Consider the following 19,063-nt stretch of genomic DNA (forward strand, 5'->3'; position numbering starts at 1 on the left):
CTGTTCGTGAGGCTCGCGGGGGAGCGCAGGGGGGAGTGCAGAGGATTGCTTCACCGTACGCGACCGGGCTGACACCGACCAGGGCCGTCACCGGCCCGGGCCGACACCGACCAGGGCCGCCACCGGCACGGGCCGCCGCAACGGCTCCATGCCGGGCCGCACACGGGATATGGTCAGTCCGACAGCACACAGGAGGCACCCGAGTTGATCTACGGCGCTATGAAGTTCTCCATCGGCGGGGGGCTGAAGCTCGCCTTCCGGCCGTGGGTGGAGGGCCTGGAGAACATCCCCGCGCAGGGACCGGCGATCCTCGCGAGCAACCACCTGTCGTTCTCCGACTCCTTCTTCCTCCCGGCCGTCCTGGACCGCAAGGTCACCTTCATCGCCAAGTCCGAGTACTTCACCGGCACCGGGGTGAAGGGCAAGCTGACCGCGGCCTTCTTCAAGGGCGTCGGCCAGCTCCCGGTGGACCGCTCGGGCACCCGCGGCGCCGGTGAGGCGGCCATCAAGGCGGGTATCGAGGTGATCGAGAGCGGCGGCCTGTTCGGCATCTACCCGGAGGGCACCCGCTCGCCCGACGGCCGTCTCTACCGGGGCAAGCCCGGCGGGCTGGCCCGGGTGGCGCTGGCCACCGGCGCCCCGGTCATCCCCGTCGCGATGATCGACACGGAGAAGATCCAGCCGCCCGGCCAGGTGGTGCCCAAGCTGATGCGCCCGGGCATCCGGATCGGCAAGCCGCTCGACTTCAGCCGCTACCACGGCATGGACGGGGACCGCTTCATCCTGCGCTCGGTCACCGACGAGGTGATGTACGAGATCATGAAGCTGTCCGGCCAGGAGTACGTCGACATCTACGCGACGGCCGCCAAGCGGCAGATGGCCGAGGACGCGAAGCGCCGGGCCGAGGCGCAGAAGCAGGGGAACGGCGAGACCGGGGCACAGGGCTGAAGGAACGGTACGGCGCGTGCGCGCGCCGGTGCCGTCCAGGGGGTGTGGGGAAGTGGCCGGGCGCGTGCGCGTCGTACGGATGTCGGTCGAGCAGCCGCTGTGGCGCGCGCTGACCGCGTACCGCATTCTCACGATGATCTACGCGGTGCTGCTCTCCGTCTTCGGCCGGGCCAAGTACGACCGGCCGTGGGTGGCCGTCGTCTTCCTGGCGGTGATGGTGGTCTGGACGCTCGCCACCCTCCCGAAGGTCGCGGGCGCCGCCGCCTGCACCAAGCGGTTCCTCGGCGCCGACCTCACGATCGCGCTCGTCGGGATACTGCTCACCCCGCTCGCCGACTTCGAGGCCCAGCAGGTCGACGGCCCGACGCTGCCGTCCATCTGGACCGCGGGTTCGGTGCTGGCCTTCGCCATCAAGGGCGGCTGGCGCTGGGCGGCCGTCGCCTCCACCTTCGTCGCCGTCGCCAACATCGTCGAACGCGGCGACCCCAGCCGGGACACCTTCCACAACGTGCTGCTGGTCTGGGTCGCCTCCATAGCGATCGGCTACGTCGTCGAGGTCGCCCGCGCCAGTGAGCGCACCCTCGCCCGCGCCCTGGAGATCGAGGCCGCCACCCGCGAACGGGAACGGCTGGCCCGCGACATCCACGACAGCGTGCTCCAGGTCCTCGCGATGGTCCAGCGCCGGGGCACCGCGCTCGGCGGCGAGGCGGCCGAGCTGGGCCGCCTCGCCGGGGAGCAGGAGATCGCCCTGCGCACCCTGGTCTCCAGCGGGCTGGTCGCCGCCGACCGGGTCTCCGAGGACGCCGCCGAGGGCGCCGTGGTCCGCCGGGTGGAGGCCGACGAGGAGCCGCCCGACGGGGCCCCCTGCGACCTGCGCTCGCTGCTCGCCCCGCACGCCGGCTCCCGGACCAGCTTCGCGGAGCCGGGCGCCCCGGTGCTGCTCGCCCCGGCGGCCGCGCGGGAGCTGGCGGCCGCCGTCGGTGCCGCCCTGGACAATGTCAGGGTGCACGCGGGGGACAATGCCCAGGCATGGATCCTCGTCGAGGACTGGCCGGACGAGGTGATCGTGACGGTCCGCGACGACGGCCCCGGAATCCCGGAGGGGCGGCTCGCCCAGGCCGAGGGGGAGGGCCGGATGGGGGTGGCCCTGTCGATCCGCGGCCGGCTCCGCGACCTGGGCGGCACGGCCGAGCTGCTCTCGGTTCCCGGCCAGGGCACCGAGGTCGAACTGAAGGTACCGAAGGTTTCACGGGGGAAGGCGGAGTCGGCGAGATGAGTACCGAGACCAGCGGGGGCGGCCCGGAGCGCGCCGTCCGGGTGATGGTGGTGGACGACCACCCGATGTGGCGCGACGCCGTCGCCCGCGACCTGTCCGAGTCCGGCTTCGACGTGGTGGCGACCGCCGGTGACGGGCCCCAGGCGGTCCGCCGCGCCAAGGCCGCCGCCCCCGACGTCCTGGTGCTCGACCTCAACCTGCCGGGAATGCCCGGCGTCCAGGTCTGCAAGGAACTCGTCGGCTCGCACCCCGGGCTGCGGGTGCTGGTGCTCTCCGCGAGCGGCGAGCACGCCGACGTGCTGGAGGCGGTCAAGTCCGGTGCCACCGGCTACCTCCTCAAGTCGGCCAGTACGCAGGAGCTGACCGACGCGGTGCGCTCCACCGCCGCCGGCGACCCCGTCTTCACCCCGGGCCTGGCCGGACTGGTCCTCGGCGAGTACCGCAGACTCGCCTCCGACCCCGCGCCGGCCGCCCCCGACGAGCCCGACGCGCCCCGGCTCACCGACCGCGAGACCGAGGTGCTCCGGCTGGTCGCCAAGGGGCTCTCGTACAAGCAGATCGCCGAGCGGCTGGTCATCTCGCACCGCACCGTGCAGAACCACGTGCAGAACACCCTCGGCAAGCTCCAGCTGCACAACCGCGTGGAGCTGGTCCGCTACGCCATCGAGCGCGGCCTCGACGACGCCTGAGAGCCCGCCGACCGGCCTTCCGCCGCGCCGCCCGAGCGGCGGGCCGGCCCGGCGGACCGTATATTCGCGAGGACCGGCACCCAGAGGGCCCCGGCCCCGTCCCGGGACACCCGGGAGCCGGTCCGCGCGACCAACGGGAGAAGCCGTGGAGATCCTGGCCTTCGGTGTGCAGTCCGACGAGAAGCCGCTGATCGAGCGGGCCTTCGCGGGGCAGCACGAGGTCCGCTGCCTGGACGTCTTCCTGAACCGGGACACCGCCCCCATCGCGGCGGGCTACGAGGCCATCTCCACCAGCGTCAACGCCGACCTGGGCGCCCGCGTGCTGCAGACCCTGGCGGCGGGCGGCACCCAGATGATCGCCCAGCGCTCCACCGGCTTCAACAACATCGACCTCGATGTCGCCGAGCGCCTGGCCCTGCGGGTGGCCCGGGTCTCCTTCTACTCGCCGTACTCCGTCGCCGAATTCGCCTGGACCCTCGCGATGGCCGTCAACCGCCGGATCATCCGGGCCGCGAGCCGCACCCGCGACTTCGACTTCCGGCTCGACGGGCTCCTCGGCCGCGACATGCACGGCCGCACCGCGGGTGTGATCGGCACCGGCAGGATCGGCGAGGCGTTCGCCCGGATCGCCCACGGCTTCGGCATGCGGCTGCTCGGCTGGGACGTCGCGGAGAACCCCGCCTGCACGAGCCTCGGCATGACCTACGTCCCCAAGGAACGGCTGCTCGCCGAGGCCGACCTGGTCAGCCTGCACGTCCCGCTGCTGCCCGCCACCCACCACCTCATCGACGCGGACGCCCTGGCCCTGATGAAGGACGACGCGATCCTGGTCAACTCCAGCCGGGGCGGCCTCATCGACAGCACCGCGCTCGTCGCCCAACTGCGCGCGGGCCGCTTCCTGGGCGTCGGGCTCGACGTCTACGAGGCGGAGGCCGGGCTCTTCTTCCTCGACAAGTCGCTGGAGGGCGTCGACGACGACACCCTGGCCCGGCTCGTCACCTTCCCGAACGTCGTCGTCACCTCCCACCAGGCGTACTACACCGAGGACGCGGTGGGCCAGATCATCGACGCCACCGTACGGAACATCGCCGACTACCTGGCCGGCCGCCGCAGCGAGAACGTCCTGGTCCCGGCGGCCCCGGCGGGCTGAGCCCCGGGGCCGCGCACCCGTCAGCCCGCCACCGGCAGCCCCGCCAGCAGCTCCGCCACGATCCCCGACCCGCGCAGCGTCAGCACCGACTCGGGGTGGAACTGCACAGAGGCGAACCCGGGCCCGCGCAGCGCGTGCAGCTCACCGGTGGCCGCGTCCGTACTCGCCTCGATGGAGTGCGCCGCCAGCTCCGTGACCACGTCCGCGTCGCAGCGGGCGGTGAAGCTGTTGTAGAAGCCGACCGTCTCCTCCCGCCCGAACAGCTCGATCCGGGTCTGCGCGCCCTGGTACGGCACGGTCTTGCGGACGATCTCCAGCCCCAGCTCCGCCGCGATCAGCTCATGGCCGAGGCAGACCCCCAGCAGCCCGTGCCGGTGGTCGCGGACCAGCTCCGCCGCCAGGGAGCGCAGCAGCCGCATCTTCGGATCGGCACCGTCGCCCGGGTTGCCGGGACCGGGCCCCAGCACGACCGGCCCCCGGTGCGCCCGCACCCGCTCCCGCAGCCCCGGCTCGTCGAAGCGGCACACCGACACCTCCAGCCCCGAGGAGCGCAGCAGATGCGCCAGCATCGCGGTGAAGGTGTCCTCGCCGTCGACCACCAGGGCCCGGCCGGACAGGTCCCGGGCGCGCTCCTGCATCCGCAGCCAGAACGGGGCGAGACCCTCCCGCCGGGCGTCCAGCGCCGCCCGCACCCGGGGGTCGTCCGCCAGCCGGGGCCGCGACGCCTCCGCCTCGGGCCGGCCGGGGCGCACCCCGAGGGCGGCGAGCACCCCGGCCGCCTTCGCATGGGTCTCGGCGACCTCGCCGTCCGGGTCGGAGTGGCGCACCAGCGTCGCCCCGACCGGCACCTTCAGCTCCCCGTCGGCCGAGATGTCGGCGGTACGGATCAGGATCGGCGAGTCCAGGCTCTGCGCCCCGCCCGGCTCCTGCCGCAGCAGCGCCAGGGCGCCCGCGTAGTAGCCGCGCCCGCCGGGCTCGTACCGCTCGATGACCCGGCAGGCGTTCTGCACCGGGGAGCCGGTGACCGTCGCCGCGAACATGGTCTCCTTCAGCACCTCGCGCACGTCCAGCGAGGACCGCCCGCGCAGCTCGTACTCCGTGTGGGCGAGATGGGCCATCTCCTTGAGCCGCGGCCCGACCACCACCCCGCCCATGTCGCCGACGGTGCACATCATCTTGAGCTCCTCGTCGACGACCATGGAGAGCTCCTCGGTCTCCTTGCGGTCGGCGAGGAAGTCCAGCAGGTCGTCCGCGGTCGGGCCGCCGGCGGGGTAGCGGTACGTCCCGCTGATCGGGTTCATCACCACCGTCCCGCCGGACATCCGGACGTGCACCTCCGGGCTGGCGCCGACCAGCGTCCTGGCCCCGGTGTGCACCACGAAGGTCCAGTACGCCCCGCGCTCACCGGCCAGCAGCCGCCGGAAGAGGGCCAGCGCGTCCGCCCGGCCGAAGCCGGGGATCTCGCCCCGGAAGGTCCGCCGGACGACGAAGTTGGCCCCCTCGCCCCGCCCGATCTCGTCCTCCACGACCCGCCGGACGATCTCCGCGTACTCCGCGTCCCCGACGTCGAACGCGCCGCCCTCGACCCGCACGTCCCACACCGGGAGCAGCTCCAGCACCTCGGCGAGCGGCAGCTCGTACGTCTCGTCGGCGACCAGCACGGACAGCGGCGTGCCGTCGTCGCGGACGTCGAAGCCGCGCTCGGCGATCTGCCGGAACGGGACCAGCGCCAGCGAGGGCAGCGGGCCGACCGGGAGACCGGCGAGCCGTTCGGCCTCCCGCACCCGGCCGATCAGCACCTCGACGGTGTCGTGGTCGCGGCCGGGGGTGCGCCTGCGCAGCAGCGCGAACGGCGGGCAGTCGTCGCGCAGCAACCGGTCGAGGACGGCGGCGGTCCGGTGGGGCGTGGGGGACACGTGGGGCATGGGAGGTTCCTTCCGATACGGAGGAACGGCTCCCGGAACGCGGAGAAGGCCGCCCCTCGGGCGGCCTTCGCGTGGTCTGTGTGCGCGCGATCGTCAGTGGGCCGCCGGATGAGCGGTCCACCACCAGTTCTGGGTCGTCTGCGCGAACATGGAGGGAACCTTAACCGACGCCCGCGCCGGACGAGCACCCGTCTCAACTATTGAGCTTTCGAAAGGGAGCCGCCGCCGGACCCCGTAGTGTGGGACCCGTGACCGTGAACGCCAATACCTCCGTCGCCGGTGGCAACACCTGGCGAGACCTTCCCGCGGCGCAGCAGCCCGAGTACCCCGATGCCGAGGCTCTGCGCGATGTACTCGCGGAGCTCGCGTCGTATCCGCCGCTCGTCTTCGCGGGCGAGTGCGACCAGCTGCGTGCCCGTCTGGGAGCCGTCGCCAAGGGCGAGGCGTTCCTGCTCCAGGGCGGCGACTGCGCCGAGGCCTTCGACGCCGTGTCCGCCGACCACATCCGCGCCAAGCTGAAGACGCTGCTCCAGATGAGCGCCGTGCTGACGTACGCGGCCTCCGTTCCCGTCGTCAAGGTGGGCCGGATCGCCGGCCAGTACTCCAAGCCGCGCTCCAAGTCGACCGAGACCCGCGACGGCGTCACCCTGCCGACCTACCGCGGCGACTCCGTCAACGGCTTCGCCTTCACCGAGGCGGACCGGGTCCCGGACCCGGAGCGGCTGAAGCGGATGTACCACGCCTCCGCTTCCACGCTGAACCTGGTCCGCGCCTTCACCACCGGCGGTTACGCCGACCTGCGCCAGGTGCACGCCTGGAACCAGGACTTCGTGAAGTCGTCCCCGTCCGGCCAGCGCTACGAGGCGCTCGCCCGCGAGATCGACAACGCGCTGAACTTCATGAAGGCGTGCGGCACGGACCCGGCCGAGTTCAAGGCGGTCGAGTTCTACGCCTCGCACGAGGCGCTGCTGCTGGACTACGAGTCGGCGCTGACCCGTACCGACTCGCGCACCGGCGAGCTGTACGACACCTCGGCCCACATGGTCTGGATCGGTGAGCGGACCCGCCAGATGGACGGCGCGCACATCGAGTTCGCGTCGAGGATCCGCAACCCCATCGGAATCAAGCTCGGCCCGACGACCACGGTCGAGGAGGCGCTCGGCTACGTCGACCGCCTCGACCCCGACCGCGAGCCCGGCCGGCTGACCTTCGTCGTCCGGATGGGTGCCGACAAGGTCCGTGACAAGCTCCCGGCCCTGGTCGAGAAGGTCACCGCCTCCGGCGCCATCGTCGCCTGGGTGACCGACCCGATGCACGGCAACACCTTCGAGGCCACCTCGGGCCACAAGACCCGTCGCTTCGACGACGTCCTGGACGAGGTCAAGGGCTTCTTCGAGGTGCACAAGGCCCTCGGCACGCACCCCGGCGGCATCCACGTCGAGCTCACCGGCGACGACGTCACCGAGTGTGTCGGCGGCGGCCACGAGATCTTCGTGGACGACCTGCACCAGCGCTACGAGACGGCCTGCGACCCGCGGCTCAACCGCAGCCAGTCCCTCGACCTGGCCTTCCTGGTCGCGGAGATGTACCGGGACCAGTGAGCGCCGCGTACCCGGCGTACGCCTGTGGGGCACGGATCGATGTGATCCGTGCCCCACAGGGCGTTCCGGGGCTTTCCGCACCATTCGGCGCCGGGTAAGGTTAGGTATGCCTCACCGAGAGTCGGGGTGGCAGAGAACGACCGGCCCGCCCGGGAGGTGAATCCGCGTGTACGTCTGCTCGTGCTTCGGCATCACGGAGAAGCAGGTCAAGGAGCATGCGGACGCCGGAGCCTGCACCCCCCGGCAGATCGCCTCCGTCTGCAAGGCGGGCACCGACTGCGGTGGCTGCGTCCGGGCCATCCAGGCGGTGCTGGGCCGCGGTGCCTGTCCGCGCCGTGAGCTGCTCGCCCGGAAGAAACAGGAGCCCTCGCTCCCCGAAGCGGCCTGACCGCCCGGACCGCCCCGTTCCGTCAGCTGTCGGGCTGCTCGATCTGCTGCGCCAGGTACAGCGGCTCCCCGAGCTTCTCGATCAGCTCCAGCTGGGTGTCGAGGTAGTCGATGTGGTGCTCCTCGTCCTCCAGGATGTCCTCGAAGATGTTCGCCGAGGTGACGTCGCCCTTCCCGCGCATGACGTCGATGCCGCGCTTCAGCCGGTCGATGGCCTCGACCTCGATCTGCCGGTCGGCCTGGAACATCTCGGTGACCGTCTGGCCCACCCGGACGTGGAAGAGCCGCTGGTAGTTCGGCAGCGCGTCGAGGAAGAGGATGCGTTCCGTGAGCCGGTCCGCGTGCTTCATCTCGTCGATGGACTCCGACCGCGTGTACTTCGCGAGTTTCGTCCAGCCGTTGTTGTCCTGAATCCGGTAGTGCAGCCAGTACTGGTTGATGGCTGTCAGCTCACCCGTGAGCTGCTCGTTCAGGTACTCGATGACCTCGGGGTCGCCCTGCATCGCAGAGGCTCCTTCCGACCGATGGACTGGGCAGGTTTGCCGCATCCTGTCATCGCAGCCCAAACGCGTCCAGTAAGTACATGCTTACTATGAGTTGCCCGAATTGCCCCGTGGTTGGTCGGGACCATCCCCGCCCGTCTGTCACCATGGAGGCATGGGCCAGCCGGAAAGCCGGGAACACCGCGCGTCAGAGGAGTCCGGGCTTCCCCCGGGACAGCGACTGCAGCGCGGCTGGCCGGTTACCCACTACGGGCCCGTTCCGAAGTTCAAGCCCGACCGCTGGGAGTTCCGGGTCTTCGGGGCCACCGCAGACGGCGAGAAGCACTGCTGGGGGCATGAGGAGTTCTCCGCGCTCCCCTTCGCCTCGGTCATCGCCGACCTGCACTGCGTCACGAAATTCAGCATGATCGGGGCGGAATGGGGCGGGGTCCTGGCCCGTACGGTGCTGGAGCTCGCGCCGCCCGCCCCCGAGGTGACCCATGTGATGGTCTGGGCCGAATACGGGTTCAGCTCCAACCTGAGGCTCTCCGACTTCGCCGCGGACCGAACACTTTTCGCCACTCACAAGGGCGGGGAACTGCTCACCGCCGAGCACGGGTTCCCGCTCCGCCTGGTGGTGCCGCACCTCTACGCCTGGAAGGGCCCCAAGTGGGTCCGGGGCGTCGAGTACATGACGGCCGACCGCCGCGGCTTCTGGGAGGAGCGCGGCTACCACAACATCGGCGACCCCTGGCGGGAGCAGCGGTACTCCTACCAGGAGAAGCCCGGCGAGGGCCCCGAGCTCTGACCCGGCGGAGCCTCCGGGGCCGGACGTCTCAGCCGCGCGGGCCGCGCAGTGCCTTCAGCCGTGCCACGTCAGCCGCGTGGCCCTCCTTGCCGCCCGGCGTCTCGATGACCAGCGGCACGCCCGCGGTCGCCGGATGCGCGAACAGCTCGCGGAACGGCTCCTCGCCGATATGGCCGGAACCGATGTTCTCGTGCCGGTCCTTGTGGGCCCCGACCACGTCCTTGGAGTCATTGGCGTGGATCAGTTTCAGCCGTCCTTCACCGACCGTGGACACCAGCAGGTCCAGGGTCTGCGCCATGCCGGCCGGACCGGCGAGGTCGTGCCCGGCCGCGTAGATGTGGCAGGTGTCCAGGCAGACGCCGAGCTTGGGATGGGCGTCCAGCGCCTCGAAGTACGGGCCGAAGTCCCAGGTCCGGGAGCAGAGCGAGGCGCCCTGCCCGGCGGTCGACTCCAGCAGCAGGTCCGGGTCGTCGTCGTGGGTCAGCTCGTCCAGCAGCGGCCGCAGATACGTACGCACCTGGGCCAGCGCTTCCTCGCGCGGGCGCCCGCCGGTCGCCGAGCCGGTGTGCACCACCACGCCCAGGGCTCCGATCTCCCGGGCCCGGCGCAGCGAGTGGCGCAGCGACTCCACGGATCTCTCGACGGTCGCCGCCGTGTGCGAGCCGAAGTTGATCAGGTAGGGGGCGTGGACGTACGCCGGGATCGACTCGGCGGCGCACTCGGCGCGGAACCGCTCGTCCTGGGCCGGGTCACCGGTCGGCGTGGCCCAGCCGCGCGGGTTGGCGACGAAGACCTGGACCGCCTCCGCCCCCATCTCGCGGGCGTAGGGGAGGCCGATCTTGGCGAGCCCCCCGGCCACCGGGACGTGGCCGCCGACTGGGTTGCGCATGTGGATCTAGAGTCCCTTGGTCTTGATGGTGATGGTGCTGCCCTCGGCGGCCTGGTCGCCGCCCTTGACGGACTGGCTCGCGATGGTGTCGCTGAAGGACAGGAACGGGCGGTCGACCTTGACCTCGAAGCCCGCCTTCTCCAGTTCGGCCGTGGCATCGTCGAGGTCCTTGCCGACGACGTCCGGTACGTCGATCATGCGCGGCCCCTTGGAGACCGTGAGCTCGATGGTGTCGCCCTCGGCGGCCTCGGCGCCCTCGCCGGGCGACTGGCGCGCGATGTCCCCCGCCACCTCCGGCGCGTGCACCCGGCCGGGCAGCACCTTCGCCTTCAGCCCCTCCTCGGCCAGCGCGGCGGTGGCGTCCACGACGGAGAGCCCGGTGACGTCGGGGACCTCCACCGGGGCGCCCTTGCTGAGGACGAGGGCCACCGCCGAGTCCGGGTGGCGCCCGGTGCCCGCCGCCGGGTCGGTGCGGATCACGTCGCCCCGTACCGTCTCCTCGTCGAACTCCCTGGTGACCATCCCCGGCACCAGTCCGACCTTCTTCAGTTCCTTCTTGGCGTCGGCGAGCGAGAGGTTCCGCAGGTCGGGCACCTGCACGATCTCCGGCCCCCGCGAGACGACGAGCGTCACCGCGTCGTTGCCCCGGACCCGGGCACCGGACTTCGGGTCGCTGCCGATGACCCGGCCGCGCTCCACGGTGTCGCTGTAGGACCGCTGGACGCCCTTCAGCTCCAGACCGGCGTCGGAGAGCCGCTTCTCGGCCTCCTTCTGCGTCTTGCCGAGCAGCGAGGGCACCTGGGAGAACTGCCCCGAGTTGATGTACCAGACCCCGGTGCCGACGCCCAGCACCAGCAGGACGGCGGCGATCAGGGCGAGCACGGAGCGCCTGGGCCCGCGCCGGGACCGGCCCGGCGCGGCGCCGCCCGAGGGCGGCAGCGGCGGCGTCTCCAGCCGGCTCGTGTGGTGCGAGACCCCCTGCCCGGCCGGGATCAGCCGGGGGATCACGCTGGTGCGGTCCTCGGCGGCGTCGTGCGCCTCGGCCGTGGCCTGCGGCGGTACGGCGTCCAGCTGGGCGTCGGTGAGACCGGCGCGGGCCTCGCGCGTCCGCGCGAGCAGCTCCACCGCGTCCGACGGGCGGCTCTCGGGGGCGCGCGCGGTGGCGGCCGCCACCAGGGCGTCGAGCCCGGCCGGGAGCCCCGGCACGGCGGCCGAGGGCGGCGGCACGGCCTCGTTGAGATGCTGGTAGAGCACCTGGGCGGGGGTGTCGCCGCCGTGCGGCTTGGCCCCGGTCAGCATCTCGTACAGGACGACGCCGCAGGCGTACACGTCGGCACGGGTGTCGGCCGTGCCGTGCTCGATCTGCTCGGGGGCCAGGTAGGAGACCGTGCCCAGGACCGACCCGGTGGTGTCGGTGGCGGTGCCCACCGCCCGTACCAGCCCGAAGTCGGCGACCTTGACCCGGCCGTCGTCCCCTATCAGGACGTTCTCCGGCTTCATGTCGCGGTGCACGAAGCCCGCCCGGTGCGCCGCGCCTAGGGCGGCGAGGACCGGCTCCAGGATGTCCAGGGCGGCGCGCGGCTGGAGCGCGCCGCGGTCGCGCAGGACGTCGCGCAGGGTGCACCCCGCGACGTACTCCATCGCCAGGTACACGTACTGGCCCTGGGCGCCCTGGTCGAAGACCGCGACCACGTTGGGGTGCGCGAGCCGGGCCACGGACTTGGCCTCGCGGATGAAGCGCTCGACGAACGTGGCGTCGGCCGCCAGCGTCGGGTGCATCACCTTGAGCGCGAGCACCCGGTCGAGCCGGGTGTCCATGGCCCGGTAGACCGTGGCCATGCCGCCCACGGCGATGCGGGCATCGACGCGGTAGCGGCCGTCGAGCAGCTGCCCGACGAGCGGGTCCTGGAGGGTCGTATCCACGACGCCGAGTCTACGAGCCGCCACGGACACCCCTCACGGTCCGGGCCGTCCCGGGGCCGTACTGCAGCCGAGCCGTGACAGGGACATGGAATACGGAGGGCCGGGGCTCAGAACGCCGGGCGCTCCGGGTCCAGCACCGCCCGCCCCTCCACCGGCGAGGACGCCTCGGCGAAGTGGCGGCGCGGAATCCGGCCCGCCCGGTACGCGAGCCGCCCGGCCGCCACCGCGTGCCGCATCGCCGAGGCCATCAGCTCGGGCTCCTGGGCCCTGGTCACGGCGGACGCCAGCATCACCGCCGCGCACCCCAGCTCCATCGCGAACGCCGCGTCGGAGGCCGTCCCGGCGCCCGCGTCGAGGATCACCGGCACCCGGGCCTGCTCCACGATCAGCTGGAAGTTGTGCGGGTTGCGGATGCCGAGCCCGGAGCCGATGGGCGAGCCCAGCGGCATCACCGCGGCGCACCCCACGTCCTGGAGGCGGCGGGCCAGCACCGGATCGTCGTTGGTGTACGGCAGAACGGTGAACCCCTCGTCCACCAGGATCTCCGCCGCGTCCAGCAGCTCGACGGGATCGGGCAGCAGGGTCCGCTCGTCGGCCACCACCTCCAGCTTGATCCAGTCGGTGCCCAGCGCCTCCCGGGCCAGCCGGGCGGTCAGCACGGCCTCGCCCGCCGTGAAGCAGCCCGCCGTGTTCGGCAGCACCCGGATCGAGAGCCGCTCCAGGACGGAGAGCACCGAGCCCCGCACCGTCGGGTCGAGGCGGCGCATGGCGACCGTGGTCAGCTCGGTGCCGGAGGCGATCAGCGAGCGCTCCAGCACGTCGAGGCTGGGCGCCCCGCCCGTCCCCATGATCAGCCGGGAGCCGAGGGCGGCGGAACCGAGGGTGAGGACGTCGTCGGACACGGTCAGCCCCCCTGGACCGCGGTCAGGACCTCGACCCGGTCGCCGTCGGCCAGCGCGGTCGCGCCCCACCGGCCTCGCGGGACGACGGTCTCGTTGACGGCGGCGGCCACCCCCGAGGACGCCGCCGTCAACGTGGCGACCAGGGCCTCCAGGGTGGTGCCCGGGGCAAGGGGCCGGGGCGCGCCGTTCACCGACACGGAGAGCGGCGCGGAAGGGGGTACGGGCTCGGTCATGCGGGCTGCTCCTGACGTACGGAGGAGGCTCCGGGAGCCGCGGCGGGGCTCCCGGGGGCGGCGGGCGGAAAGCGGCGCGGGGTGAAGGGGCGGGCCTGCTCGGGCGGCTCGCCGCCGGTGAGGAACTCGGCCATGACGTCCCCGGTGAGCGGGGTGAGCAGCACCCCGTTGCGGTGGTGGCCGGTGGCGAGGTGGAGGCCGGGCAGGGTGGTGGGGCCGAGCAGCGGGGCGTTGTCGGGGGAGCCGGGGCGCAGACCGGCCAGGGTCTCGGTGAGCGGCAGTTCGGTGATGCCGGGGACCAGTTCGTGGGCGTCCCGCAGCAGCTCGTAGACGCCGCCCGCGGTGACGGTGGTGTCCCAGCCCAGCTCCTCGCTGGTGGCGCCGACGACCAGCTCGCCGTTCTCGCGCGGTACGAGATAGACGTGGCTGCCCCGGACCACGGCCCGGACCGTCCGGCTCAGGAACGGCGCGTACCGGGCGGGCACGGTCAGCCGCAGCACCTGGCCCTTCACCGGCCGGACCGGCGGCACGGCCTCCTCGGGCACCCCCGGCAGCCGGCCGCTGAGGCTGCCCGCGGCCAGCACGACCTGGTCGGCCGCAGGCTCCGTACCCCCGGAGAGCACCGCCCCGGCGGCCCGGCCGCCCGTGACGGCCAGCCGCACCGCCCGCTCGCGGTGGAAGACCACCCCGGCCCGCTCGCAGGCGGTCAGCAGGGCGGCGGCCAGCCGGCGCGGATCGATCTGGTGGTCGCCGTCGACCCGCAGACCGCCCCGCACCCCCGGGGCCAGCATCGGCTCCAGCCGACGGCACTCCCGGCCGGTGAGCCACTCCGACTCCAGCCCCGAACGCCGTTGCAGGGCGTGCAGGTCCCGCAGATGGGCGCGGTCGTCGGAGTCCAGCGCGACGGCCAGGGTGCCGCAGGCGCGGAAACCGGTCTCCCGCCCGCTCGCCGCCTCCAGCTCGGCCACGAAGGCCGGATAGCGGGCGGCGGAGGCGAGGTTGAGGCCGAGCAGCAGTTCCTCGCCGTAGTGCAGCTCGGTGACGGCGGCCAGCATCCCGGCCGCCACCCGGGCGGCCCCGCCGCCCGGCTCGGGGTCGGCGACCGCGGTGCGCAGACCACGCTGCGCGGCCCGCCAGGCGGTCACCAGACCGATGATCCCGCCCCCGATGACGAGGACGTCGTAACCGCTTCCGTTCCGAGGGGAACGCATGGGCTTCCAGCCCCTCCCTTCGCCGGCATGACCCGGATCAGGTTCGTACGGTCGGAGGCCGGCCAGCCTCCCTCTCAGCTCGGTGCGTCCGGGCTCCCGCGAGTGCTCTACGGGGTCAGCCTAGACCCCGTCCCGGCCGGGGCCGAGAACCCGCCCCTTCCTGACTGATCATCAGATGCGTAAGGTGTCACGGGTGAGCGAGCAGCAGCAGTCAGAGCAGCCGGACGGGCGGGCCGGGCGCCGCGTCGTGGTCGTCGGCGCGGGCATGGCCGGGGTGCAGACCGCGGTGGCCCTGCGGGAGCAGGGCTTCACCGGCCCGGTCGTGCTGATCGGAGCCGAGCCCCACCAGCCCTACGACCGGCCCCCGTTGTCCAAGGCGGTCCTGCTCGGCACGGCCGAGAGCTCCGCGTTCGACATCGACTTCGAGGCGCTGGACATCGAACTGCGCCTGGGCGTCGAGGTCACCGGAGTGCGCCCGGACGCGCACGAGCTGGACACCGGGGCGGGCGCCGTCCCCTACGACGTCCTGGTGATCGCCACCGGCGCCGAACCGGTCGTCCTGCCCGGCACCGAGGGCGTCCCCGGCGTCCACCTGCTGCGCACCCTGGACGACGCGGCCCGGCTGCGGCCGGTTCTCCACGAGCAGCACGACGTGGTGATCGTCGGCGCGGGGTGGATCGGCGCCGAGTTCGCCACCGCGGCCCGCGCCGCCGGCTGCGCGGTCACCGTCGTCGAGGCCGCCGACCGCCCGCTCGCCGGCGCGCTGCCCGCCGAGGTCGCCGCCCCGATGGCCGCCTGGTACGCGCACAGCGGCGCCGAACTCCTCACCGGCACCCGGGTCGACCGCGTCGAGCCGGGCCGGGTGGTCCTCGCCGACGGCCGGACGATCCCGGCCGGAGCCGTCGTCGTCGGCATCGGCGCCCGCCCGGCCACCGGCTGGCTGGCCGGCTCCGGCATCGCGCTCGGCCCCGACGGATCGGTCACCGCCGACGAGGCGCTGCGCACCTCCCTGCCCGATGTGTACGCGGTCGGCGACTGCGCCTCCTTCCCCTCCGCCCGCTACGGCGAGCGCCTGGTCGTCCACCACTGGGACAACGCCCTCCAGGGCCCGCGCACGGCCGCCGCCCACATCCTGGCCCCGGGGGCCCCGGGGGCCCCGGACGACGCCCCCGCGCCGCCGGTCTACGACCCGGTGCCGTACTTCTGGTCCGAGCAGTTCGACCGCTTCGTCCAGTACGCGGGCCACCACGGGAGCGCCGACACCCTGCTGTGGCGCGGCGATCCGGCCGGCCCCGCCTGGTCGGTGTGCTGGCTGCGCGACGGCGTGCTGGTCGCGGTGCTCGCCGTGGGGCGCCCCCGCGACCTGGCGCAGGGCCGCAAGCTCATCGAGGCGGGAACGCGGCTTGATCCCGGGGCGGTGGCCGACCCCGCCGTACCGCTGAAGTCGGCGGCGCTGCGGTAGCGCGGCCCTGAAGGGCGGAGTCCGGGTGTCGGCTGTCGGTGCGGGATGGCAGGCTTGTCCCTGTGACCGAGATTGACGCGAAGACCGATGCTCTCGTACCCGCCTGGCTCCACCTGCCCGACATCGCCGACATGCTCGGTGTCGAGGTGACGCGCGTGCGCCAGCTGGTCAAGGAGGGCCAGCTGATCGCCGTGCGCCGCGGTGAGAACCGGACGCTCCAGGTGCCCGCCGCCTTCATCGACGGCGACAAGGTGGTCAAGGGCCTCGCCGGCACCCTGACGCTCCTGAAGGACGACGGCTACAACGACGAAGAGATGCTGGAGTGGCTCTTCACCCCCGACCCGACCCTGCCGGGCACCCCGGCCCAGGCACTGAGCGAGAATCGCGGTACGGAGGTGAAGCGCCGCGCCCAGGCGCTCGCCGTCTGACCGCGGGCCCCGCGTGAGCGGGTGAGGGGGCGGGCCCCGCGGCCCGCCCCCTCACAGCCCGTCGGCGCCCGCTCCGCCACGTACTCCCCGGGGGGAACCGCACCATGTCCACGGCCCGCGCGCAGCTGTCCGACGCCCGGCTCTACCTCTGCACGGACGCCCGGCGCCGCCAGGGCGACCTGCCCGAGTTCCTCGACGCCGTCCTCGCCGCCGGGGTGGACATCGTCCAGCTCCGCGACAAGGGCATGGAGGCGGCCGAGGAGCTCGACCACCTGGCCGTCCTCGCCGACGCCTGCCGCCGCCACGGCAAGCTCCTCGCGGTCAACGACCGCGCCGACGTCGCCCATGCGAGCGGCTCCGACGTGCTCCACCTGGGCCAGGGCGACCTGCCGGTGCCCGCCGCCCGCGCCGTCCTCGGCGACACCGTGCTGATCGGCCGCTCCACGCACGCCCGGTCCGAGGTCGACGCGGCCGTGGCCCAGCCGGGTGTGGACTACTTCTGCACCGGCCCCTGCTGGCCCACCCCGACCAAGCCCGGACGCCACGCCCCCGGCCTGGACCTGGTGCGGTACGCCGCCTCCCTCGGCCGGCCGCGCCCCTGGTTCGCCATCGGCGGCATCGACGCCGGCAACCTCGACGAGGTGCTGGACGCCGGGGCCCGCCGGGTGGTCGTCGTCCGGGCGATCACCGAGGCCGCCGACCCCGCCGCGGCCACCGCCGAGCTGGCCGCGCGGATCAGGGCGCGCGCCACGGAGTGAGGTCGGCCGGGTGTCCGAAGGATGGACAAAGTACCGGTCAATTCCGGCAATTCACCCTGGTCCGGTCCATTGGGGGGCGCGGCCTGGTTAACCTGCCGGTATGGCCCTTGGCACACCATCCACCAGGACAGATCACGCGCGTACGGTGCGTGAACTCCTCGCGACCGGCAAGCCTTCGTACTCGTTCGAGTTCTGGGCGCCCAAGACCGAGAAGGGCGAGCGGAACCTCTGGAACGCGCTGCGCCGGGTCGAGGCCGTACGGCCGAGCTTCGTCTCCGTGACCTACGGCGCGGGCGGCTCCACCCGTGCCGGGACGGTGCGCGCCACCGAGCAGATCGCGGCCGACTCGACCCTCACCCCGGTCGCCCACCTGACGGCGGTCGACCACTCCGTCGCCGAGCTGCGCAACATGGTCGGTCAGTACGCGGACGCCGGGATCAGGAACATCCTCGCCGTGCGCGGAGACCCGCCGGGCGACCCGATGGGCGAGTGGGTCAAGCATCCGCAGGGAGTGCGGTACGCGGCCGATCTCGTCCGGCTCATCAAGGAATCCGGCGATTTCTGCGTCGGCGTCGCGGCATTTCCCGAGATGCACCCGCGCTCGACCGACTGGGACACCGACATCCGGCATTTCGTGGACAAGTGCCGTGCCGGAGCCGATTATGCGATCACTCAGATGTTCTTCAATCCGGAGGATTATCTGCGTATGCGTGACCGCGTGGTCGCTGCGGGTTGCGAAACCCCGATCATTCCCGAGGTCATGCCACTGACCAGCGTCAAACAGCTGGAGAGATTCGCTCAGCTCAGCAACGCGTCATTCCCTCCCGAGCTGAAAGAGAGCATCCTCGCGGTCAAGGACGACCCCGCCGCTGTACGCTCCATTGGTATCGACTTCGCAACGCGGTTCTGCGCGAGGCTGCGATCCGAGGGTGTGCCCGGACTGCACTTCATCACGCTCAACAACTCGACGGCGACGCTCGAAATCTACGAGAATCTCGGACTGCACAGGCAGTCGTGACCGGCCGCACCCGCCGTGACCCGGGGCGGTGGCCGTAGGAGGGGGCGGGCATGGGCTGGACGGTCCTCTACATCGCGTTCGGAATCGTCGCGCTGTGGCTGCTCGGCGAGGTACTGCTGCAGTACAAGGCACGCCTGCGCTGGCGACTGCTCGCCTTCGGCGGCTTCAGCCTCGTGGTGGTGGGCGTGTTGATTCCGTCGATCCTCGTCATCGTCCTCGGGGCGATCGCCTTCGCGGTCGGCCAGACGTACGTCACGCTCTCCTTCCGGCGCGGCTTCTCCACCGGCTGGGCCCTCGGGGGCAAGCCCGGTGCGAGCCGGCGCCGCCGGGGCGGCGGCCCGCGCGAGGAACGCGGCCCCGCCCTCCAGGTCTCGGAGCTGGAGGCGGTCGGGGAGGCCCCGGACGCCCTCCACACGGACGCCACGGCGACGATGGCGGCGGTCTACGAACCCGAGCCCATGCCGGACGACACCGGGCAGTACGGCGTCTACTCCGACCAGCACCGCGCGCCCGGCGCCCAGGAGCCGCAGCCCGAGCAGCAGTTCGCCGGGTACGAACCGTACGCCGCCCCCTCCGCGTTCGACGGGACCGGCCAGGGCGGCTACGAGGGCCAGGGCGCCTTCGCCGGCCAGGACCCGCTCACCGGCCAGTACGACTACGGCACGCCCCAGCAGTACGCCGCCTACTCCGACCCGTACGTGGGCACCGGAGCCACCACCGGCGCCCCGTACGACGCGTACGACAGCTTCGGCAACGGATACGACAGCTTCGGCTCCCCGGCCCACGCCCCCGACCCGTACGCCCAGCAGTACGCCCCCGAGACGCCGCCGGGCGGTGTGTGGGTGCCCCAGCAGCGCGAGGGCGAGCCCTACCCGCCCCCGCCGCCGGAGCAGCCGCCCGCCCCGTTCCCCAACGGCTACAACAACGGCAGCGGCTACGACGAACAGCAGTACCGCTACTGACGGGCCCCGGC

At 72.7% G+C, this 19,063-nt stretch carries 20 protein-coding genes and 1 riboswitch; of the genes, 12 read left to right on the forward strand and 8 right to left on the reverse strand.

All coding sequences use genetic code 11. The features are described from left to right. Positions 1 to 204 precede the first annotated feature (204 nt). From ACWC97_RS13765 to ACWC97_RS13780, 4 genes are all read left to right on the forward strand, one after another. Positions 205 to 948 carry a lysophospholipid acyltransferase family protein gene (locus tag ACWC97_RS13765; protein ID WP_352274864.1) on the forward strand — a complete coding sequence of 248 codons (744 nt, stop codon included), beginning with the start codon at positions 205 to 207 and terminating at the stop codon, positions 946 to 948. Positions 949 to 1,000: 52 nt separating this feature from the next. Next, entirely contained in the window at positions 1,001 to 2,224 is a 1,224-nt protein-coding gene (macS, locus tag ACWC97_RS13770) for a MacS family sensor histidine kinase (RefSeq protein ID WP_352274865.1), read from the forward strand. Next, complete coding sequence (locus ACWC97_RS13775; RefSeq protein ID WP_352274866.1) at positions 2,221 to 2,913, forward strand: response regulator transcription factor; 693 nt, start codon at positions 2,221 to 2,223, stop codon at positions 2,911 to 2,913. The genes macS and ACWC97_RS13775 overlap by 4 nt, the downstream gene beginning before the upstream one ends. Positions 2,914 to 3,058: 145 nt before the next feature. Beyond that, positions 3,059 to 4,063 carry a 2-hydroxyacid dehydrogenase gene (locus ACWC97_RS13780; RefSeq protein WP_352274867.1) on the forward strand — a complete coding sequence of 335 codons (1,005 nt, stop codon included), beginning with the start codon at positions 3,059 to 3,061 and terminating at the stop codon, positions 4,061 to 4,063. Between the two features lie 20 nt (positions 4,064 to 4,083). On the opposite strand, the gene ACWC97_RS13785 is transcribed toward ACWC97_RS13780, so the two are convergent. Further along, a complete protein-coding gene (locus ACWC97_RS13785) occupies positions 4,084 to 5,988 on the reverse strand; it encodes an anthranilate synthase family protein (protein WP_450649326.1) in 1,905 nt (634 codons plus the stop codon). Between the two features lie 93 nt (positions 5,989 to 6,081). After that, positions 6,082 to 6,138 carry a trp operon leader peptide gene (locus tag ACWC97_RS13790; RefSeq protein ID WP_078513512.1) on the reverse strand — a complete coding sequence of 19 codons (57 nt, stop codon included), beginning with the start codon at positions 6,136 to 6,138 and terminating at the stop codon, positions 6,082 to 6,084. Positions 6,139 to 6,236: 98 nt separating this feature from the next. Between ACWC97_RS13790 and ACWC97_RS13795 the strand changes: the two genes are divergently transcribed. Together ACWC97_RS13795 and ACWC97_RS13800 are read left to right on the forward strand one after the other, a co-directional pair. Further along, positions 6,237 to 7,589 carry a class II 3-deoxy-7-phosphoheptulonate synthase gene (locus ACWC97_RS13795; RefSeq protein WP_352274869.1) on the forward strand — a complete coding sequence of 451 codons (1,353 nt, stop codon included), beginning with the start codon at positions 6,237 to 6,239 and terminating at the stop codon, positions 7,587 to 7,589. A 166-nt stretch (positions 7,590 to 7,755) separates the two neighbouring features. Further along, positions 7,756 to 7,977, forward strand: a complete 222-nt coding sequence (locus tag ACWC97_RS13800) for a (2Fe-2S)-binding protein (RefSeq protein ID WP_385211185.1) — start codon at positions 7,756 to 7,758, stop codon at positions 7,975 to 7,977. A 22-nt stretch (positions 7,978 to 7,999) separates the two neighbouring features. Here the strand turns inward: ACWC97_RS13800 and bfr are convergent, their stop codons facing one another. Beyond that, positions 8,000 to 8,479 (reverse strand): bacterioferritin, encoded by a 480-nt coding sequence (gene bfr / locus ACWC97_RS13805; RefSeq protein ID WP_352274871.1) that lies wholly within the window; start codon positions 8,477 to 8,479, stop codon positions 8,000 to 8,002. A 154-nt stretch (positions 8,480 to 8,633) separates the two neighbouring features. Between bfr and ACWC97_RS13810 the strand changes: the two genes are divergently transcribed. Beyond that, positions 8,634 to 9,266, forward strand: coding sequence for a sulfite oxidase-like oxidoreductase (locus tag ACWC97_RS13810; protein ID WP_352274872.1), 633 nt, complete (start codon positions 8,634 to 8,636; stop codon positions 9,264 to 9,266). A gap of 28 nt (positions 9,267 to 9,294) precedes the next feature. On the opposite strand, the gene ACWC97_RS13815 is transcribed toward ACWC97_RS13810, so the two are convergent. From ACWC97_RS13815 to thiO, 5 genes are all read right to left on the reverse strand, one after another. After that, the gene (locus tag ACWC97_RS13815) at positions 9,295 to 10,155 is read right to left on the reverse strand and encodes a deoxyribonuclease IV (protein WP_450649329.1); all 861 of its coding nucleotides are present in this window, start codon (positions 10,153 to 10,155) and stop codon (positions 9,295 to 9,297) included. Between the two features lie 6 nt (positions 10,156 to 10,161). Continuing rightward, positions 10,162 to 12,078 carry a Stk1 family PASTA domain-containing Ser/Thr kinase gene (gene pknB, locus ACWC97_RS13820; RefSeq protein ID WP_450649331.1) on the reverse strand — a complete coding sequence of 639 codons (1,917 nt, stop codon included), beginning with the start codon at positions 12,076 to 12,078 and terminating at the stop codon, positions 10,162 to 10,164. Between the two features lie 107 nt (positions 12,079 to 12,185). Beyond that, entirely contained in the window at positions 12,186 to 12,980 is a 795-nt protein-coding gene (locus ACWC97_RS13825; RefSeq protein ID WP_352274875.1) for a thiazole synthase, read from the reverse strand. Between the two features lie 2 nt (positions 12,981 to 12,982). Beyond that, positions 12,983 to 13,213 carry a sulfur carrier protein ThiS gene (thiS, locus tag ACWC97_RS13830; RefSeq protein WP_352274876.1) on the reverse strand — a complete coding sequence of 77 codons (231 nt, stop codon included), beginning with the start codon at positions 13,211 to 13,213 and terminating at the stop codon, positions 12,983 to 12,985. Next, a complete protein-coding gene (gene thiO / locus ACWC97_RS13835) occupies positions 13,210 to 14,424 on the reverse strand; it encodes a glycine oxidase ThiO (RefSeq protein ID WP_450649333.1) in 1,215 nt (404 codons plus the stop codon). Before thiO ends, thiS begins: the two co-directional genes overlap by 4 nt. Then, positions 14,422 to 14,534, reverse strand: a riboswitch (TPP riboswitch). (Overlaps the previous gene by 3 nt.) Positions 14,535 to 14,617: 83 nt before the next feature. On the opposite strand from thiO, the gene ACWC97_RS13840 reads away from it, so the two are divergent. From ACWC97_RS13840 to ACWC97_RS13860, 5 genes are all read left to right on the forward strand, one after another. After that, positions 14,618 to 15,886 (forward strand): NAD(P)/FAD-dependent oxidoreductase, encoded by a 1,269-nt coding sequence (locus ACWC97_RS13840; RefSeq protein WP_450649335.1) that lies wholly within the window; start codon positions 14,618 to 14,620, stop codon positions 15,884 to 15,886. A gap of 62 nt (positions 15,887 to 15,948) precedes the next feature. Next, positions 15,949 to 16,314, forward strand: coding sequence for an Rv2175c family DNA-binding protein (locus ACWC97_RS13845; RefSeq protein ID WP_352274878.1), 366 nt, complete (start codon positions 15,949 to 15,951; stop codon positions 16,312 to 16,314). A gap of 104 nt (positions 16,315 to 16,418) precedes the next feature. Then, positions 16,419 to 17,072 carry a thiamine phosphate synthase gene (gene thiE / locus ACWC97_RS13850; protein ID WP_352274879.1) on the forward strand — a complete coding sequence of 218 codons (654 nt, stop codon included), beginning with the start codon at positions 16,419 to 16,421 and terminating at the stop codon, positions 17,070 to 17,072. A gap of 100 nt (positions 17,073 to 17,172) precedes the next feature. Further along, a complete protein-coding gene (gene metF / locus ACWC97_RS13855; RefSeq protein WP_352274880.1) occupies positions 17,173 to 18,090 on the forward strand; it encodes a methylenetetrahydrofolate reductase [NAD(P)H] in 918 nt (305 codons plus the stop codon). A gap of 50 nt (positions 18,091 to 18,140) precedes the next feature. Continuing rightward, a complete protein-coding gene (locus ACWC97_RS13860; RefSeq protein ID WP_450649338.1) occupies positions 18,141 to 19,052 on the forward strand; it encodes a hypothetical protein in 912 nt (303 codons plus the stop codon). Positions 19,053 to 19,063: the final 11 nt, after the last annotated feature.

Source organism: Streptomyces sp. NPDC001108 (genome assembly GCF_053598535.1).

Excerpts from the sequence above, each read along its gene's own strand:
- thiE (WP_352274879.1), top strand. The coding sequence starts at position 16,419 with ATGTCCACGGCCCGCGCGCAGCTGTCCGACGCCCGGCTCTACCTCTGC.
- ACWC97_RS13860 (WP_450649338.1), top strand. The coding sequence starts at position 18,141 with ATGGGCTGGACGGTCCTCTACATCGCGTTCGGAATCGTCGCGCTGTGG.
- ACWC97_RS13815 (WP_450649329.1), bottom strand. The coding sequence starts at position 10,155 with ATGCGCAACCCAGTCGGCGGCCACGTCCCGGTGGCCGGGGGGCTCGCC.
- ACWC97_RS13810 (WP_352274872.1), top strand. The coding sequence starts at position 8,634 with ATGGGCCAGCCGGAAAGCCGGGAACACCGCGCGTCAGAGGAGTCCGGG.
- ACWC97_RS13785 (WP_450649326.1), bottom strand. The coding sequence starts at position 5,988 with ATGCCCCACGTGTCCCCCACGCCCCACCGGACCGCCGCCGTCCTCGAC.
- metF (WP_352274880.1), top strand. The coding sequence starts at position 17,173 with ATGGCCCTTGGCACACCATCCACCAGGACAGATCACGCGCGTACGGTG.
- bfr (WP_352274871.1), bottom strand. The coding sequence starts at position 8,479 with ATGCAGGGCGACCCCGAGGTCATCGAGTACCTGAACGAGCAGCTCACG.
- thiO (WP_450649333.1), bottom strand. The coding sequence starts at position 14,424 with ATGCGTTCCCCTCGGAACGGAAGCGGTTACGACGTCCTCGTCATCGGG.
- ACWC97_RS13775 (WP_352274866.1), top strand. The coding sequence starts at position 2,221 with ATGAGTACCGAGACCAGCGGGGGCGGCCCGGAGCGCGCCGTCCGGGTG.
- thiS (WP_352274876.1), bottom strand. The coding sequence starts at position 13,213 with ATGACCGAGCCCGTACCCCCTTCCGCGCCGCTCTCCGTGTCGGTGAAC.